Source organism: Flagellimonas sp. MMG031, from assembly GCF_040112705.1.
In the GTDB taxonomy this organism is placed as follows: Bacteria; Bacteroidota; Bacteroidia; order Flavobacteriales; family Flavobacteriaceae; genus Flagellimonas.
Genome location: NZ_CP157804.1, coordinates 2048481 through 2066560, shown reverse-complemented (window position 1 = coordinate 2066560; position 18080 = coordinate 2048481). Strand labels below are relative to the sequence as shown.

Sequence of the window (18080 nt, the reverse complement as noted above, 5' to 3'; positions counted from 1 at the left end):
ATGCAGCTTTTTTACAATGCCACCCTGGACAATAGTGCCAAACAGTTTACCTTTCCGCCCGATGAGAGCAAACACATTGTAAAGGTGTTACGAAAATCCGAAGGGGACGTGCTGCACATTACCAACGGAAAGGGGTACTTATTTGAGGCCAAGATCTTGGATGCTGACCAAAAAAAATGCAGGGCAGAAATCATTTCACAACAAAAATCGATTCCAAAGCGGTACCATTTGCACTTGGCGGTGGCCCCGACAAAGATGAACGACCGTTACGAATGGTTCCTGGAAAAAGTGACAGAAATCGGGGTGGATGAAATCACCCCAATTATTTGCGACCATTCCGAACGCAAGACGCTCAAATTGGAACGAATGGAGCGAGTATTGCAAGCTGCCATGAAGCAGTCCTTGCAAACCGTACTGCCCAAAATAAACCCACCCATATCCTGTCGGGAGTTTTTGGAATCCAACGAAACCCTCGGTTACAGATTTATTGCCCATTGCCAAAATGGGGATAAAATGGAATTGAAACGACGTGTAATCGCTGATAACGACCTAACCATTCTCATAGGCCCCGAAGGGGATTTCTCGAAAGGGGAAATTGATCTTTCCAAAGAAAAGGGATATATTCCAGTATCCTTGGGCAGAAATAGGTTACGGACAGAGACGGCCGCCATTGTGGCCTGTACCACCGTGGCCATCATCAACAACTAATACTTCACATTATCCATATTACAAAGGAATACGCTATTTTTGAAGGGAAGGTCAATCACTAGCACATGAACAAACGAACATTTTTGATATGCTTGCTCTTTTGTTGCACGCTATCCTTGGCATACACGCAACAAGTGGCCATCCTAAAATATGGTGGTGGCGGTGATTGGTATTCCAACCCTACGGCCTTGCCCAATTTGATTGCATTTTGCAACACCCATATCGATACCAAAATCGACCCAGAACCGGAAACCGTGGAGGTGGCAAGTGTCTCCATTTTCAAATACCCTTATTTGCACATGACCGGACACGGAAATGTTTTTTTCAACGATGAAGAAGTCCAAAATTTGCGCACTTACTTACTCTCGGGCGGTTTTCTTCATATTGATGATAATTACGGCATGGAACCCTATTTGCGTAGGGAATTGGAAAAAGTGTTTCCCGAAAGGCCCTTGGAGGAACTGGGTTCGGATCACCCCATCTTCAATCAAAAGTTCAAGTTTCCCGAAGGATTGCCCAAAATCCATGAACACGATGGCAAGCGACCACAGGCCTTTGGCATTTTTGAAAAAGGAAGGCTCATATTGCTCTATACCTATGAGTGTGATTTAGGGGATGGTTGGGAGGATCCCGCCGTACACAACGACCCGGAAGACATCCGAATCAAAGCGCTACAAATGGGCGCCAATATTATGGAATACGCCTTTAAAAGCTAAGCAATGAAAGCAAAGATTATCGCAAACGGAATATTACGGGCAGTTGCAATCATAGTAGGCGTTGTCCTCGTAGGATGGTTTTTCTACAAAATCCAATCCGTATTGGTCTATTTGGCCATTGCAGCCGTGCTTGCGCTATTGGGCAGACCCATAGTGCTTTTCCTGCGCAGAAAACTCAAATTCCCCAACACCTTGGCGGTAGTGGTGACCATGGTATTGATGCTTTCCTTGTTCTTGGGGATACTTGCCTTATTTATTCCTTTGGTGGCCGAGCAGAGCAAAAACCTATCGCTGTTGGACATTGAGGCCCTCAAAGCAGACTTGAACACCCTCTACATCCAAACTCTAGAGTATTTTGGAGCCTCCACAGGCAGCGTAAACAACCTTTTGGACGAATCCAAAATCGAGGAAAATATGCTACAAGGTCTCGATTTGGGCTTTATTCCCAATTTTTTGAATACCATCGTAAATACATTGAGCAATTTTAGTGTTGGCCTTTTCTCGGTTCTCTTCATCACCTTTTTCTTTTTGAAGGACAGCAAACTGATGCAAAATGGTATCCTGACCTTTGTGCCCAATGACAAGGAAAGTAATTTGGTCACCTCCATTGACAAAATAAACAATTTGCTTTCCCGATATTTCGCAGGCATCCTTTTACAATTGTTCATCCTCTTTGTGATCTACACGATTTCATTATTTATCGTGGGTGTGGAAAACGCGATAGTGATCGCTTTTCTTTGTGCCCTGTTCAACATCATTCCATACATCGGTCCCATCATCGGAGGGGTCACCATGATTATCCTAACCATGACCAGTTTTATCGATGCGGATTTCAGCACGGTGATTTTGCCCAAAGCACTTTATGTTTTTATTGGTTTGACCATTGGCCAACTCATCGATAATTTCTTTTCACAACCATTTATTTTTTCCAAAAGCGTAAAGTCGCACCCCTTGGAAATCTTCTTGATCATTATCATCGCAGGATTGCTTTTTGGGGTCGTGGGAATGGTGGTCGCTGTGCCGGGATATACCGCCATAAAGGTGATTTTGAAGGAGTTTTTGGCCGAAAATTCTTTTGTGAAGAAGTTGACCAAAAATTTATAGCAAAAGTTTGAATGAACTTATCTTAAATACTGGTATACAGGATTATATCGATAATAATTTGACAACTGACATCCTGACAGTTCTGTTGGCGAAACCTGTTTTTGAAGGGGTTTCCCAAAAAGAATTGGCCCAACAAATCGAAGCCAAAAAAAAGTGCAAGGACAAACTCCCAACCTGGTTTGAAAAAAGAGGAATCTACTACCCCATAAAGCTCCATATCGAACAAACAAGCTCTGAGGTTACGGCTCGATACAAATCGCAATTGGTAAGTGGAAAATCGCTCATAGACCTTACCGGAGGATTGGGGGTGGACACCTACTTTTTTGCGCAACAAATTCCTGAGGTTTTCCACTGTGAAATCAATCAAGAACTGAGCGAAATCGCCTCTCATAATTTCAAGGTTTTGGAGCAGGAGCATATTGCCTGTCAAGCTGAGGATGGCATTACTTATCTACAAAATTCAAAGCAAGGATTCGAATGGATTTATATAGATCCATCGCGTAGGGATGATGCCAAAGGGAAAGTGTTTTTGTTGCAAGATTGTCATCCTGATGTTTCCAAACATTTGCCACTTTTCTTTGAAAGGGCCTCGCACCTTTTAATGAAGACGTCACCCTTATTGGACATCAAACAAGCTATTGAGACCTTGGAATCCGTAAAAGAAGTCCATGTGGTCGCTGTACAGAACGAGGTGAAGGAACTGCTCTTTGTACTAGAAAAAGGATATGAGGGTCGGGTTCATATCAAGACCAGGAACATACAGCCCGATCATACCGAATCCTTTGATTTTATTTGGGAAGATGAAGCAATGTGCAATATCGCGCATGAGGAACCCTCCGCTTATCTGTACGAACCCAATGCAGCTGTTCTGAAATCGGGGGGATTCAAAAGCGTGGGCAAGACATATGGGGTTTATAAATTGCATCCCCACTCCCATTTGTATACCTCCAAATCACTCTTGGAGTTTCCGGGAAGAAGGTTCAAAATTGAAAGCGTGGTGCCTTATTCCAAAAAGGCAATGAAATCCCTTCATATCGACAAGGCCAATGTTACTACGCGAAACTTTCCACAGTCCGTGGCCGAGCTGCGAAAAAGGCACAAAATCAAGGATGGTGGGAATCGCTATATTTTTTTCACCAAAACCTTGAACGACTCATTGATTGTGGTGGATTGCACAAAAGTTGCCGATTGATTTCGCATAGTGAGTTAATTCTGGAACGGTTTCCTTGTTGGGGAAGATTAGTCTTCACACTCCCATTTAAAATTGGCCACTCTATCATTGGACGCGGCTGAGAGGTTATAGTGCCACCATTCGGTTCTGATGGACCAAAATCCATGGTCTTCCATGGTCTCTTTTAACAATTTTCGGTTGTCTAGAATTTCTTGGGGCAAGTCCATATTATCGTGATAGGCCCGCTTTCCGAAGTAGTCAAAATCAGTACCCATGTCCAGTTCGTTGCCCTCCATATCCACTAGGGTAATATCCACCGCTCCGCCTTTATTATGGATGGAACCTTTGTCGGGATTGGCGACATACTGCGGATTGGGGACAATTTCCCACATTTTGTACTGTACCGAATTGGGACGATAGCAATCAAAGAACTTAATCTTCACCCCTTGCTCCATAAAATCGGCATTGGCTGCAATCAAAGCCTTGGCGGTCTTTACACGGGTATAACATTCGGCACAATCGTAGACTTTGGCCTTTAAAAAATTATTTTCCGTGGCATATCGCATGTCGTAGGCAAAATCAGCACTGAAATCGGCCAAGCGAACAAACGTGGTATCGGCAAGTCCATCGAAGGTTCTTAAAGTGGTTGCTTTATCTACCACCGTGTCCGCAGCAACCGAATCCATTTTGATTTCCGATGCAGTTTGAGGTTTTTCTACCTCGGTTTTGTGTTTAGACCGACAGCATACTATCAGTCCAAGTAGTAATACAACTAGGGAATATTTCATCTTTCTTAATGCTTTCGTTTTTGATTTGCAAGCCAAGTATAGAGTGAGTCCGTGGTATAGGCCCGGTCCCAAGCATTGTGTCCCACGCCTTTATATCTGGTATATCGGACGTCGTGCCCCATGTCACGCAATTTAGCCACCATTTTATCGGACTCTTCCACATCAATGACATCGTCTTGATCACCATGGAAAACCCAAATAGGCATTTCTTGGTCTATCCAGTGTGCATAGGGCAAAGGTGTCATCCCACAAACCACGGCCATGGCGGCAAACTTATCCGGATATTGCGTAGCAAGCTCCCAAGCGGCGCTTCCTCCCCTGCTCAACCCTGATACATATATTCTGTTTTTATCGACTCGGTTCATCCCTGTAACGGAATCGAGCAATTGAATGACCGCCTCGGTATTCCACCATTTTTTGGCGTGGGAATTTTGCGGGGCCAGTATCAAAAATGGAAATTGCTTGCCTTCGGCCAGCATTTTGGGCGGACCTGTATCCTTTATTTCCTCCAGCGCCCTACCCGATTCACCACCTCCGTGAAGAAAAAGTAAGAGTCCAAAGGTTTCCTCCGAATCAAAATAATGTTCGGGATAGTACAGATAGTATTTTAAATTCTCCTTGGTTACGGTTTCTAGCTCATCGGCCACCAAATGGGATTGGGCAGCACAGGCCTGAAGCATTATCAAACCAATCAAAAGTAAAAGCTTTCCCAATTTATTCCCCATTGCGTTCACAAGTTACAAAAGTTTATCGGCGATATCGCGCCAAGTATCCGCCCGCTCAAAGGTTTTGACCTCGGTATTGTGGGGCGAAGTGAACATAATGGACCGGCCATCAAAAAAGCCCAGGTTTTTGCTTCGGTCATCGATGAGCACATCGCCTTTGAGCACATGCTTGTTCCCGCACAATATTCGATTTTGCCATGGGATAAAGGGAAAGAATTGGTCCAACCAATCGGATTTTTCCCGAAGCGATTGTGGAAACTCCATCGCCGCGGATGCGATGTAGACTTCGTGCTTTTTGCTCAATGCTTCCAAAACGTCCTGGCTGCCATCGATGACTTTCAAATTTTTGAAAAAGCCATCGCGGTGTGTATGGTCTCTCACCGATTGCTGATGCTCCTGCGGGACACATTGCCAAAATTCCCTGCCCATACATTCTTCGGCTGTAAATTGGGCATCAAACTCTTGGTTATAAATATCGATATGGGCTTGATAGGCATCTGCGATAACCTCGTCCATATCCACAAAAATGATCATAAGCGCTCTTTTTTGGTGAAGTACGGGAAAAGTGAACAAAAATGAAAACCTTCCAGACAAATACCCATTATTCCGATTGGATGTCATCGGTGGTCAACTCCAAAAGTCCTCTATCAAACTTTGATACTAAATTTTCAGTTAAGGGGAATAACGGTTAACTTCACAGTTTTTGAACATCAACCTTTTTTACGTAAAGCTGCTGAACTATGCTGCCCCAAGGAAAGTTTCCTCCCAAAGTGTTTATTAATGGTGAAATCCATTCATCCGAAGAAGCGCGAATATCGGTATTTGACCGTGGTTTTTTGTTCGGGGATGGTATTTACGAAGTCATGATGCAGTTGGAAAACGGCATTTTTTACAAAAAAGCACATCTCGACCGATTACAAAATAATTTAAATAAAATCCAAATTGCTTTTAACGTGGAAGAAGTTGAGCGCAATCTGGAACCCTTGCTCCGGGCCTCTGGACTGGTGAATAAGTCTTGTTTGATCTACATGCAGGTAACCAGAGGTATTGCTGCCCGAAAACATGCGTATCCAAAGGAAGCAACTCCCAGTGTGATGATGTATGCACTACCCTATGCATTGCCCGAGGTCAACCCCAACAAAATGAACGCTATTTTGGTACCCGATGTCCGATGGCACCGTTGTGATATCAAATCGGTTTCGTTGTTGGGAAACATTATGGCCAATGAGGCAGCCATGAACGATGGTACTGATGAAGCCGCCTTGGTTCGGGACGGGGTTATCACCGAAGGTTCCCATACCAATATCTTTTTCGTAAAAGACGGGACAGTGATTACCCACCCGGCCAATGAACACATCCTGAATGGGGTTACCCGAATGATTGTACTACAGCTCTGCCATAAGCTGGGAATTCCTGTGTTGGAAAGAGCCTTGACCGAAAATGAAATTGAACAAATGGACGAAGCTTTCTTTACGGGTACCACCACACAAGTGGCTGCCATTGCAAAGCTTGGGAATCATGTGTATTTTCACGGAGAACAGGTTGGTGCAGTGACCCTTAGGCTACAGGAAGCATTTGGCAAGCTCAGAACAAAAGAGACTTCAGGTCTCACATTTGAAACATATATCAACCCACAAACTATTTGACTATGAATAAATTACTATGTGTCCTTACCTGTGGCCTCGGCCTATTTTCCATGACCATGACGGCTCAGGAAATTGAAAAAAAATATACCAAAGAAGTAGATCGATTGGCCAAAAACAAGAAAGTGGAAGAGGCTTTTGGATATATCAAATCACAAAAGGATGCAACCACTCAGGATTTGATCACCTTAACAGAGATTTTGGCACCGCCTTTTATGGAAACAGAGCGAGGCAAAGTGTTTGCCCAGATGTTGGAGGAAGCAGGTGTGGACAGTATTTGGACAGATAAGGTGGGCAATGTCATCGGATTGCGAAAAGGTGTTTCCGGAGCATCGGGTTATATTGGGGTGGATGCGCACTTGGACGTGGTTTTTCCGGAAGGCACGGATGTGACCGTAAAAAAAGTTGGAGACACCCTTAAAGCTCCTGGAATCGGGGACGATACCCGAGGCTTGGCCATGCTGATCAGTATGCTCAAAGCCATGAACAAGGCAGAAATCAAAACCGAAAAAGGTTTGCTTATTGTAGGAACCGTAGGTGAGGAAGGACTAGGAGACCTGCGTGGTATGAAGTATATGTTCAACGAATCGGGCTTGGACATCGATGCCTGGATTGCCATCGATGGTGGAAGCATGGGACGTATCAGCAATGCGGGGCTGGGCTCCAAGCGTTACAAATTAATGGTCAAGGGGCCGGGAGGTCATTCTTGGGGCTTTTGGCTTGGCCAATCCGCACCACGCCCTGGGCAAGGCCATCGATGAATTTTCCAAAGCCGCTTGGGAATACACCTCCACGCATAGCCCCAAAACCAGTTTTAACGTGGGCCGGATTGGGGGCGGAACTTCGGTGAATTCCATTCCCTTTGAGTCGTGGATGGAAGTTGACATGCGGGCCATTGACCCAAAGAACCTAGACGAAATCGAGATTGTTTTTAAGGAATCCGTAGAAAAGGCCATAAAAGAATACAATGAAAGCGGTATTCGGGATGAGGTCACCTACGAGCTAATCAAGATCGGGGACAGGCCTTCCGGTGAATTGCCAGCAACGCTTCCCCTGATACAAAGAGCCATGGCGGCTACCCAACATTTTGGTGTAAAACCCAGTTTAGGGCGCGGTTCTACCAATATTAATATTCCAGTGGCCCAAGGTATCCCTGCCATTTGTATTGGACGTGGTGGCCAAGGAGGCGGTGCGCATTCCTTGCATGAGTGGTTCCTGAACGATGAGCCGGGCGACGAATCCATTCAATTGGCTTTATTGATCACGCTCTCTCAAGCGGGACTCGCTAAGTAAACCCATAAAAAAAGGTTTGTTCTCCCATTGAACAAACCTTTTTTCTTTATCTAAAATCAAGTTTTCTTATCTCTTTGGCCTAGCCAAACATTATTCAGTTTTGGTAAACACCAATGCCCTTCCCCTATTTTGTGTGACCACGATATAAGGGTTTCCTCCATTTGCATTTGCTACCTGTACCATATCCTTGGCATCCCCGGTCACCTTAAAGCCGCTTTCTTCCGCATTTTTAAAAGTGAAACCGCCTTGGTCATCCGCCTGCAATATTCCACCATTGAAGGCATCATAACGTCCAATGAAGGCTTCATTGCCAAAGTCGTTTCCGATCATCAGTACATCTGCCGCTGCATTATCCGAGCTGGTGGTTATCATACATTTGATTGGGGCCGACTGCGTTTGCCATGGCAATTTGCCCATGGTAAATTGGCCGTTGCCATCATTTTCGAAGTATGTGGTTTCATCTTGATTCGCCACCAACTCATCGGCACCTTCCAATTCTTCGGGTGTAAACAGTTCGCTTTTGGTGGTAGTGGCGAACTCCCTGTAATAATTGAACTTTTTTCGGAACATGGGACTCTGGCTCATTAAATCGCCCCAAAAATTAACAGGATACGGCTTGAATCCTGTATCGTCAAAATCACTTTTAAAATAAGCGAACATGACTGGGTCCACGGCACCGTTGTTATCAAAATCCTTGGCCAACATGGTCACTGGGCGTTCCTGCGAGGGTTGATACAAATTATTCTTGCCCAGGTTTCCCGCAATTAAATCCACGTCGCCATCATTATCAAAGTCTTGCGCCAATACACACTCCCACCACCCCGAAAATTGTTGCATCCCGGTTTGTTGCATTTTTTCGAAAGTTTTGCCTTGATTTACAAATACAGTCACCGGCATAAACTCGCCGACCAAGACTAAATCCTTTCGATTGTCATTATTTATATCGGTCCATTTGGCATCGGTAATCATACCAGGTTTGCGCAGGTCTTTGTTGTAGGTTTCGGTAACATCCACCAGTTTGCCTTTCTCGTTTTTCAACAAATAGCATTGGTCGGACTTCGGGTATTGCGCAAAGGGTGTTCGGGCACCCACAAAAAGATCTACATAACCATCGCCATCAAAATCCTCGGCTTCCACCACGGAACCACTGGACTTTATTTCGGGTATCTGATCTGATGCCTTTTCAAAAGTTCCGTTCCCGTTGTTGATCATCAGGTAATCTTGGTAATAGGGGGAGTCCATATCGAACTCATTGCTCCCGGAAACCATGTAGATATCCAAATCTCCATCATTTTCCAAATCAAACAGGGTGATACTGGTTTCCTCATATTTTTTGCTCTCATCGTCTTGGAACAGTTCACTTGCCTTAAAATGACCTTGGGCATCCTGTAGATAGATCATGGGGGAATGCCCGGAGGAACTTCCAATAATGAAGTCCTCGAACCCATCGCCGTTGATATCCCCTTTTGCCAAGCGTGGGCCGTTTTGCGTTAATTTATGTGGAAGCGTGGGCTGAAGATAGAAATCGGCCTTATCGGTTTCCTCATGTACGTAATCCACTCCAATCTGCCCTGAGACCTCCTGATACAATGGACGGGTTGATTTGGGAGCCAAGGGAAACGCAAGTTGTTGCCCGTTCAGGTCTTTGGCCTGTTGATAATCCACCTCTAGTTTTTGATTGGCAGCAACGTCCTTGATAATCTGATGCTTTCCGTCGGGCCAAACGACCTCTACCGACTGTATATCCGTTTTTGGTCCCAATCCAAAATGTGCCAAGCTGTGTACCGTGGACAAGTATCCTCTGTTGAGTTGATGCTCATAATATTGAAAGGTTCCATCGGCAAATCGAATGGCCACCTTGGTACCCAATCCTGATTTATTGGATTTTGGACCTTTAATATCCAGTTGTAGGTAATTGTTATCCGTTGTTTTTTTACTTTCCAGATTGTTTCGAAACAAAAAGGCCTCATCGTTAATGTTGTTCACCACATAGTCCAGGTCCCCGTCGGAATCCAAATCAACAAAGGCCGCTCCATTGGAGAAAGAGGGTATGCTTAGGCCCCATTCCTCGCCCACGTCCTTAAATTGGCCATTACCCTCATTTCTATAGGCGTAATTCGGAATTTTTACCACGGGAATGGAATCCAAAATTTGGGCGGTACTCAGATATCTTTGAACATTGAAATTGAAATCCCCAAAATCTAGGTCGGTAATATCCCTGGGGAAACCATTGGTAATCAATACGTCTTTTTGACCGTCATTATCGGCATCCACGAAGAGAGGTGACCAGCTCCAATCGGTCTTTGCGATGCCCGCCATTAGGCCTATCTCGCTGTAGGGCATATTGGGACCTTGTCCCATTTGGAGCATATTCCGCATGTACTGATAGTCATAGCCATAACGATCGTTCATCTGGTAATCGTTATAGTTTGTGGCCTTGACGGTTGTTTTGAGGCGGTAATTGGTTTCGGCCAACATATCGAGTGTGAGGATATCGAGGTAGCCGTCATTGTTGAAATCCGCCACATCGGAACCCATGGAGAATTTACTTTGGTGCTTTACGTAGTCACTGATTTTATCGGTAAAAGTGCCATCCCCATTGTTGATATAGAGAATATCATTGCTCAAATAGTCATTGCTTACATAAATATCCGGCCATCCATCATAATTCAGATCAGAAATGGCCACTCCAAGACCATAGCCTTCGATGGTAATGCCGGCTTCCATGGTTACATCGGTAAAGGTATTATCACCATTGTTGCGAAAGAGTCGATCATTACTCAACGAGGAACCATCGGTGATTTTCTCCCGATAATTGGACGGCAATATGTGGATATCCACATTGTTGAGCACATAGAGATCCAAATAGCCATCATTATTGTAATCCAAAAAAGCTGCATTCATGCTATTGGAGGTATCCGCAATGCCAAACTCCTTAGCCATTTCCTTAAAAATGGGAACGCCCTCGTCGTCCACCCCTTGATTCACAAAGAGTATATTGGCCTTTTCTTCGGGACTTTCGTACATGGCGGCACATATATAGATGTCCAGAAGGTCATCATTATTGATGTCGATTACAGCGACGCCTGTTTTCCATTTATCCGCTGCTGCAACGCCAGCGGCCTCGGTAACATCGGTAAATTCAAAATTTCCTTGATTGAGGTACAGTTTGTTGGGTACTTGATTGCCGGTAAAAAAGAGATCAGGCTTATCATCGTTGTTAAAATCACCAACAGCAACCCCTCCTCCATTAAAGATATACTCACTGGTGAGGATATTGAAACTGTCCGTTTCCACGATTTGATTATTGAACGTAATCCCGGAATGGTCGGATGAGATCTTGGAGAATAGGGTATCCTTCTTATCGGAGCAAGATATCACCACAGCGGTAAGGAGTGCAGCTAAAACGGTTTTTTTGAACATTGGTGTCGAGAATATTTGCAGATTGATTGAAAATAGAATGTAAAAAGAGTTTTGGTCAGCACAAAATGGTAATCGTTTATTAGTTCACTATTAATCGATTATTAACACTTGGGTGGGTCCCTAATTAAAATAGGTTGCCAAAATTCATTGGCAACCTATTCACTCGAATTAAATTGAATTAAACTAACTCAGACTAATATTATTAGTATCCAGGGTTCTGTGTCAAAATTCCACCACTCAAATCAATTGAGGTCAATGGTATCGGCATCAAATCAAACTGAGGCTGATATGCATTCATTTTTGGACCAAAATTGTCAATGGTACGGGTTTCATTAGTCACATACTCTGAAATTACTTGGTCTGCTACATCCCATCTTCTTAGGTCGAACAAACGGTGTCCTTCCATACCCAACTCCACTCTTCTTTCGAAGCGAACGGCCTCACGGGCAAAGTTGGCATCTGGGAAAGAAGGGTACAAACCAACTTGGTAATTGGCAGCAGGGCCTCCACCATCAACGGCTTGAACCACGGATGTGTTGGCTGCTCTTTCACGAACTTGGTTTACGTAGTTCAACGCTGTGGCCAAATCCCCTGTTTCTACGGCAGCTTCGGCAGCCATCAAAAGGACATCGGCATATCGGATAATGTTGTAGTTGATACCGGAATGCTGCTGACCCCATGCGCCGGCACCTTGATTGGTTGCCAACTCCTCGGCCTGATACACATTCTTTTTAGGAAGGTATGGTCCAGAAATATCATTGAATCCTGCACGAATCCATTCCTTACCTACGTGTTCACCAAAACCGTTGTAGTCGATGCCACGTCTTCCTACGGTGTAATCCAATCTAGGGTCAACCGGTGTGGTTGTATCTGGTTCAAAGGGCTCATCACTGTTGATACCATAATCATTTTTGAAATCATCATCGTTATAAGTATCAAAAAGTGGAAGTCCATCACCATCTACTTGGAAAGCATTGGCTAAATCGATGGTTGGAGAATAAAATCCACAGCAAGAACCAAATGGTCCACCACCGGGGAAGTTCAAGGTTCCTCCAATGTTACCATTGAAGGACTGACCTGTATCTGCGGCATACTGAATCGCAAAGACGGACTCAGGTCCATTTTCACCGGCAGCATTGAAATTATCCAAATATTCGGCGTTCAAAGCAAACTCTCCACTGTTGATCACAGCATTGAGCTCTGTCAAAGCATTTGCCCAATCTCCTTGATATAGGTGTGCTTTACCCATGTAAGCACGTGCCACAAATGCCGTTGGCCTTCCTGGGTCGGGTTGCTCCGCTCTGGTAGCTGGCAGATTTTCAATGGCAAACTGAAAATCTGATTCTATTTGCTCCCAAGCTGGACCACTATTGGGCTGGTTGAATTCCAACGCTTCATAGTTTTCCACACTTACGATGGAAACATTCCCGTACATTTTGGTCAACTCAAAATAGTAGTGACCTCTCAAGAAACGGGCTTCCGCCTCTTGTCCAGTAATCGCTGCTGCATCTGCTGGCAACAAGGCATCCCTGTCGATACCATTGATTACAGAAAGTACGGCATTGGCACGGTTTACACCAGCGTAAAGTGCTGTAAACTTGGCACGGAAGTAATCGTTGGCCGTTTGCCAGTCAAAGGTTTCAATTTGATATAACTCAATCTGGTCACCGTCGGTACTTCCCTTGTGGGCGTCATCAGAGATAACATCACACCACCAGTTATCGCCACCAACAGCAAACTGATTTCCTTTATTGTTACTTCGCCATCCGTCCAGCATACCATAGGCACCTGTCAACAAGAGGTCTACCCCTTGTGGATTGGCCAAAGCGTCGTCACTTAAAGCCCCAATTGCGGGCGTATCTGAAAATTCGTCTCCACACGAAAAGGTGACAGAGAGAATTGCCATTAAATAAATAAACTTCTTTTTCATCTTTTTACAATTTTAAATTTACTCCTAACAAAAATATCTGCGGTACAGGAAAGGTGTTCTCATCCACACCAAGGGTAAACGCTGAGTTGGCACCACTTGGGGGTAGAATTTCGGGATCGATACCGTCGTAGCCTGTAATCGTAAACAAGTTACTGGCATTCGCATAGACACGCAAACTTGCAACGCCCCACTTATCGGTCAATTGGCTTGGCAAGGTGTATCCAACCACCAAGTTTTTCAATCGAACAAAAGAACCATCCTCAACGAACCATGAGCTTGAATTGGTCTCTCCATTCAAGATGGTATAACTCAATGCGGGTTGTGATCCGTTAGGATTTGTGGTCGGGTTAAAGGCATCCAAAACCCTTGTGCTCCTATTTCCGTCAGGGAACGTTGGGAAGTCGGTATAGATTTTGTCAAAGTTGTAGATATCGTTACCTGCAACACCACTAAAGAATACGCTGAAATCCCAATTTTTGTAGTTGGCGCTCAAGTTCAGACCAAAGTTTACGTCTGGTGTTGGATTACCAATATAAGTACGGTCATCATCATTGATAACACCGTCATCGTTCAAATCTACATAACGGATTCTACCTACACCAGCTGCTGGAGAGGCAAAACCTTGGTCAGGTCCTGCGGACACTTCTGCTTCACTTCGGTAAATACCGTCCGCTACACGACCGTAGAAAGAAGAAATCGGTTGTCCTTCCTCGGTTCTTGTAATCGGTCCACCCCTAAAGGATTGTCCAATAAGGAAACCTTCCAAACTGGTCACTTCGTTGGAAACAGTAGACATATTAAAGTCTACGCCGAAGTTGAAGTCTCTGCCAACCGCTCCTGAATAGGAAACGTTCAAATCGATACCAGAGTTCTCCACATTACCACGGTTCACATACGGTGCACCGGCATCGATGGCTGTATCACTGATTACAGTTTCGTCAGCAACGATCAAATCCTTTGTAGTAATCTTGTAGTATTCCAAGGAAAGTGCCAAGGCGTTATCAAAAAAGCCCAATTCCGCACCTACGTTAAAGGTTTCACTGGTTTCCCATTGGATGTTAGGGTTACCTACGCCTGACAAAACTGCTCCAGATCTTAAGTTAGTACCTCCATCGAAAACGTAATCGGCAACTACGTTGTTCAGGTTGTTGATGTTGATACCTGGGTTATCCACCGGTAACTCTTGGTTACCCAAAAGACCCCAAGAGGCTTTCAACTTCAATCGGTTGACCAATCCCGTGCTTGGGAAGAAGTCTTCGTTGCTCACAACCCAACCACCGCTAAATGCAGGGAAGTAACCACTCTGATTGTCTCCCAAGAATCTTGAGGAACGGTCACGTCTTAAGGTTGCGCTCACCAAGTACTTGTCAGAGTACGAGTAGTTTACCGAACCAAAAACAGAGGAAAGTGTGTTTACAAAATCGAAGGTATTACCTGGGTTCACGATAGGTGATCCAGAGGCATTATCCAACAGGTAAAAGTCAGGAGTTTCAAAAAGGAATCCTGTGGCAGAAACCTGAAGGCTCTTTCCTGTATTTTCAACAGCTTCCAAACCTATCAATGCATTGATGCTATGATCGCCAAAGTTTTTGACATAGTTCAAGGTATTGGTCCAGATCCAGCTTTGTGTCTGTTGGTTTCTTTCGGTCAATGTGTTGGTCGATCTTGGCTCCGCAGATTCTGGATCTAGTGCCAAGAAGTCTCTTTGACTGAAAATACTGATGTTTCCACCAATACTGGTCTTTAGGGTCAAGTTATCGGTGATGGCATAACTGGCATAAACGTCACCGATCAAACGGGTTTCCCTAAAAAAGTCATCCGCATCACGCGTTAAGTTGGCCACTGGGTTAGAGGCGTTTGACAATCCATTTGGATTGGCATATGCTCCGGCAAAACGGCCCAAGTTATCACGAACTGGTACCAATGGGCTTAGTCGCAATGCCAATTGGGTTTGGTTACCTCCTACGTTTTGCGTATTACTGTACGAAGCGTTTAAGTGTTCACCAATGGTCAAGCGTTTCCCAATTTTGAATTCTGAGTTCAAACGTATTTGACCTCTTTCAAATCCGGTTTCCAACTGAATACCCTCACGGTTCAAATAACCGAAAGTGGCAGAAAACTTGGAATTTTCATTACCGTTGGAGAAGGTCGCTGAAATATTCTGGGTGGGTGCACTTCTAAAAATCTCATCCAACCAATTGGTTCCTCCTGGTCTAACAGGGGCAACCACTTCTTCTCCAGTTCCCAAGAAACTCACGCCCAACAATTGGTTTGGCACCTGAGGTTGACCACCGTTTGGAAAATACTGTGGGTGTCTGATTGCTGCTGGATCTGTCCCATTACGAATCGCATCATTGGTCAAACTCTCAAAGATAACTTCACCTAACTGAGATGCATTCAAAATATCCGGCAAACGATTGGCCCTTGAAAAACCTGTGGACACATCTACATTGATGGATAGTTTGTTCTGATTGTAGTTACCACTTTTTGTGGTTACAATAATAACACCATTGGAAGCCCTCGCACCATAGATAGAGGCCGCACCATCTTTCAACACGTTGATCTGTGCGATATCCTGTGGGTTAATGGTGTTCAAAATGTTGGGGTCCTGAGTTTGTGCCCCATCTATAATATATAATGGGTTGTTGTTGTTGGGCGTTCCCAAACCGCGAATACGGACGATGGGCGCGGCACCTGGGTTACCGGCGTTTGTGATACTAACACCCGTTGCACGACCTTCCAAGGCCTCGGCAACGTTTACCAAAGGTTGCTTTACGGCTTCGGAAACATCCACTGATGCAACGGCACCTGTCAAATCACCTCGGGTCTGCGTACCATAACCGGTTACTACCACCTCGTCCAATGCAGCGGCATCCTCTACCATGGTCACATCCACAACAGAATTCCCATTTACTGGAACTTCCAAGGTTTTAAAACCTACATAGGAAAAAACCAATGTAGCGTCAGAAGGCGCGGTAATGGTGTAATTTCCGTCAAAATCGGTCTGCGTCCCGTTGGTGGTACCCTTAACAATAACGTTGGTACCAGGTAAAGGAGCTCCCATGTCATCCACAACGGTACCCGTTATGGTCAATTGGTAGGGGGGTGAAGTAGCTTCATCCAAGTCTGGGGACGCTGCAAATGCAGACACACCCACAAACATCATTGTCATTGACAAGAAGAATGTCTGAAAAGCCTTTAGGCCATAAGACAACTTTGTCAAAACTTTACATCTGTTTTGATTCATAGATAGTCTATTTAGTTTAGTTAATTTGTATGATTGCGATCATGGTATTGTCTCAATCATGAACAATAATAGTTAAAATTTTATAATTGACAATATTTTAACATTAAATATTCATATCGCTAAAATTGACTTATCCGTATTGTCAATATGTGAATCCTAATAAAACGTTAACACGCCTAAGGTCGCGGCCATACTCATAAAATGCCCACTCCACTTCGTCTGGAGAAACGATATAAATTTTCAACAAAAACCCTTTGGATTGTTACAACTTTTTCCCTCCTTCTGATGGCAATCCAAATGTTAAAATTGATTGCACATATTCATGTTGTAGGATTATACGGCAAGGTTCATTCCTAGCGAATCATCCGAACACCATCATAGAACCAAAACTTTCTTAGCTTTCTGACTTGTTTCAAATACTTTGTTAGGTGTAGTGGTAAGGAAAATGAATGGTTTTCCCAAAACTGATTTCCATAGTCCCTACTTTATATTGTATCAAATTGCTACAATAAAGGTCTGATTTTTTCAGAATTAATTTTTTTTGATGTACATTTTGCGATGTTAACACTATGTTGCCCTCAGAAGATAAATATTTGGCCAATGTTTCTTTTGATACCGTAATCTTTGGTTTTACGGGCGAAGAATTAAAGATTTTGGTACTCGAGTATCAAAATTCTGGAAAGTTTGCCTTGCCCGGTGGTTACATCAGGAGAGATCAGGATTTGCTCGATGCCGTAAAAACAGGGGTGATGAAACGAACCGGTCTGACCAAGATCCACTTGGAGCAGTTTCACACTTTTGGAAGGCTCCATCGGTCCGACCCTGAAACCACCAAAGAGATTGCCCGCGCGTTGGGGATAGAAATGCCAAATGATCATTGGGTACTCGAAAGGTTCATCACAGTGGGCTATTATTCGCTCATCGATTACAATCAGGTACAGCCAGCCCCCAATAGATATTCGGATTCCATTAATTGGTATAGTATCAACAAGCTTCCGAAGTTGATGATGGACCATCAGGAAATCGTGGATAAGGCCTTGGAAGCCATTCGCAATGATTTGGGCAAAAAACCGATTGGCCTTAATCTCCTGCCCGAAAAGTTCACTATGAAGGAACTTCGCAAGGTGTACGAAGCCATTTTGAACGAGAAGCTGCGACGAACCACCTTTCAACGCAAAATATTGAGCATGGGAATTTTAAAAAGGCACGAAAAACTGTACACAGGAGCAGCGAACAAGGCACCATATCTGTACAGCTTTGACGAGGAGAAGGCAAAAAACATTGAACCGACCCAAAAACTGATCTAAACCCAAACCAACCAACCAACAGTAC

General features: G+C 44.3%; 14 protein-coding genes. 8 read left to right on the top strand and 6 right to left on the bottom strand.

The genetic code is table 11. The annotated features are described in order from the left end of the window. The 4 genes from ABNE31_RS09225 (at position 1) to ABNE31_RS09210 (ending at position 3720) form a co-directional block, all read left to right on the top strand. On the top strand, positions 1–708 hold the full coding sequence (locus ABNE31_RS09225) for a 16S rRNA (uracil(1498)-N(3))-methyltransferase (RefSeq protein WP_179384766.1): 708 nt from the start codon (positions 1–3) through the stop codon (positions 706–708). 65 nt (positions 709–773) lie between these two features. Next, a complete protein-coding gene (locus tag ABNE31_RS09220) occupies positions 774–1424 on the top strand; it encodes a DUF4159 domain-containing protein (protein WP_349350999.1) in 651 nt (216 codons plus the stop codon). Between the two features lie 3 nt (positions 1425–1427). After that, positions 1428–2528: an AI-2E family transporter gene (locus ABNE31_RS09215; protein ID WP_349350998.1), complete on the top strand. Its 1101-nt coding sequence runs from the start codon at positions 1428–1430 to the stop codon at positions 2526–2528. Positions 2529–2535: 7 nt separating this feature from the next. Continuing rightward, complete coding sequence (locus tag ABNE31_RS09210; RefSeq protein ID WP_349350997.1) at positions 2536–3720, top strand: class I SAM-dependent methyltransferase; 1185 nt, start codon at positions 2536–2538, stop codon at positions 3718–3720. A gap of 47 nt (positions 3721–3767) precedes the next feature. Here the strand turns inward: ABNE31_RS09210 and ABNE31_RS09205 are convergent, their stop codons facing one another. From ABNE31_RS09205 to ABNE31_RS09195, 3 genes are read right to left on the bottom strand one after another with little or no spacing between them, the layout of a single operon-like run. Beyond that, positions 3768–4487 carry a M15 family metallopeptidase gene (locus tag ABNE31_RS09205; protein ID WP_349350996.1) on the bottom strand — a complete coding sequence of 240 codons (720 nt, stop codon included), beginning with the start codon at positions 4485–4487 and terminating at the stop codon, positions 3768–3770. Between the two features lie 5 nt (positions 4488–4492). Continuing rightward, the gene (locus ABNE31_RS09200) at positions 4493–5212 is read right to left on the bottom strand and encodes a PHB depolymerase family esterase (RefSeq protein WP_349350995.1); all 720 of its coding nucleotides are present in this window, start codon (positions 5210–5212) and stop codon (positions 4493–4495) included. Between the two features lie 12 nt (positions 5213–5224). Continuing rightward, positions 5225–5746 carry a 5'(3')-deoxyribonucleotidase gene (locus ABNE31_RS09195; RefSeq protein ID WP_179384760.1) on the bottom strand — a complete coding sequence of 174 codons (522 nt, stop codon included), beginning with the start codon at positions 5744–5746 and terminating at the stop codon, positions 5225–5227. Between the two features lie 206 nt (positions 5747–5952). Here ABNE31_RS09195 and ABNE31_RS09190 point away from each other — a divergent pair, with 206 nt between their 5' ends. From ABNE31_RS09190 to ABNE31_RS09180, 3 genes are read left to right on the top strand one after another with little or no spacing between them, the layout of a single operon-like run. Then, on the top strand, positions 5953–6858 hold the full coding sequence (locus ABNE31_RS09190; protein ID WP_349350994.1) for an aminotransferase class IV: 906 nt from the start codon (positions 5953–5955) through the stop codon (positions 6856–6858). Between the two features lie 2 nt (positions 6859–6860). Continuing rightward, positions 6861–7616 (top strand): M20/M25/M40 family metallo-hydrolase, encoded by a 756-nt coding sequence (locus tag ABNE31_RS09185; RefSeq protein ID WP_349350993.1) that lies wholly within the window; start codon positions 6861–6863, stop codon positions 7614–7616. Further along, positions 7576–8148, top strand: coding sequence for a peptidase dimerization domain-containing protein (locus ABNE31_RS09180; protein ID WP_349350992.1), 573 nt, complete (start codon positions 7576–7578; stop codon positions 8146–8148). The genes ABNE31_RS09185 and ABNE31_RS09180 overlap by 41 nt, the downstream gene beginning before the upstream one ends. Positions 8149–8238: 90 nt before the next feature. Here ABNE31_RS09180 and ABNE31_RS09175 read toward each other — a convergent pair whose 3' ends face one another. The 3 genes from ABNE31_RS09175 to ABNE31_RS09165 all read right to left on the bottom strand — a co-directional run bounded on the left by ABNE31_RS09175 (position 8239) and on the right by ABNE31_RS09165 (position 16724). Next, positions 8239–11571 (bottom strand): VCBS repeat-containing protein, encoded by a 3333-nt coding sequence (locus ABNE31_RS09175; RefSeq protein WP_349350991.1) that lies wholly within the window; start codon positions 11569–11571, stop codon positions 8239–8241. Positions 11572–11773: 202 nt separating this feature from the next. Then, on the bottom strand, positions 11774–13501 hold the full coding sequence (locus tag ABNE31_RS09170) for a RagB/SusD family nutrient uptake outer membrane protein (protein WP_349350990.1): 1728 nt from the start codon (positions 13499–13501) through the stop codon (positions 11774–11776). Between the two features lie 4 nt (positions 13502–13505). Further along, the gene (locus ABNE31_RS09165; RefSeq protein ID WP_349350989.1) at positions 13506–16724 is read right to left on the bottom strand and encodes a TonB-dependent receptor; all 3219 of its coding nucleotides are present in this window, start codon (positions 16722–16724) and stop codon (positions 13506–13508) included. Between the two features lie 593 nt (positions 16725–17317). Between ABNE31_RS09165 and ABNE31_RS09160 the strand changes: the two genes are divergently transcribed. After that, complete coding sequence (locus ABNE31_RS09160; RefSeq protein WP_349350988.1) at positions 17318–18055, top strand: NUDIX hydrolase; 738 nt, start codon at positions 17318–17320, stop codon at positions 18053–18055. Positions 18056–18080: the final 25 nt, after the last annotated feature.

What these genes read in the sequence shown, in the direction of transcription:
- ABNE31_RS09225 (WP_179384766.1), top strand. Translation starts at nt 1, where the DNA reads ATGCAGCTTTTTTACAATGCCACCCTGGACAATAGTGCCAAACAGTTT.
- ABNE31_RS09220 (WP_349350999.1), top strand. Translation starts at nt 774, where the DNA reads ATGAACAAACGAACATTTTTGATATGCTTGCTCTTTTGTTGCACGCTA.
- ABNE31_RS09215 (WP_349350998.1), top strand. Translation starts at nt 1,428, where the DNA reads ATGAAAGCAAAGATTATCGCAAACGGAATATTACGGGCAGTTGCAATC.
- ABNE31_RS09205 (WP_349350996.1), bottom strand. Translation starts at nt 4,487, where the DNA reads ATGAAATATTCCCTAGTTGTATTACTACTTGGACTGATAGTATGCTGT.
- ABNE31_RS09200 (WP_349350995.1), bottom strand. Translation starts at nt 5,212, where the DNA reads ATGGGGAATAAATTGGGAAAGCTTTTACTTTTGATTGGTTTGATAATG.
- ABNE31_RS09195 (WP_179384760.1), bottom strand. Translation starts at nt 5,746, where the DNA reads ATGATCATTTTTGTGGATATGGACGAGGTTATCGCAGATGCCTATCAA.
- ABNE31_RS09190 (WP_349350994.1), top strand. Translation starts at nt 5,953, where the DNA reads ATGCTGCCCCAAGGAAAGTTTCCTCCCAAAGTGTTTATTAATGGTGAA.
- ABNE31_RS09185 (WP_349350993.1), top strand. Translation starts at nt 6,861, where the DNA reads ATGAATAAATTACTATGTGTCCTTACCTGTGGCCTCGGCCTATTTTCC.
- ABNE31_RS09175 (WP_349350991.1), bottom strand. Translation starts at nt 11,571, where the DNA reads ATGTTCAAAAAAACCGTTTTAGCTGCACTCCTTACCGCTGTGGTGATA.
- ABNE31_RS09170 (WP_349350990.1), bottom strand. Translation starts at nt 13,501, where the DNA reads ATGAAAAAGAAGTTTATTTATTTAATGGCAATTCTCTCTGTCACCTTT.
- ABNE31_RS09160 (WP_349350988.1), top strand. Translation starts at nt 17,318, where the DNA reads ATGTTGCCCTCAGAAGATAAATATTTGGCCAATGTTTCTTTTGATACC.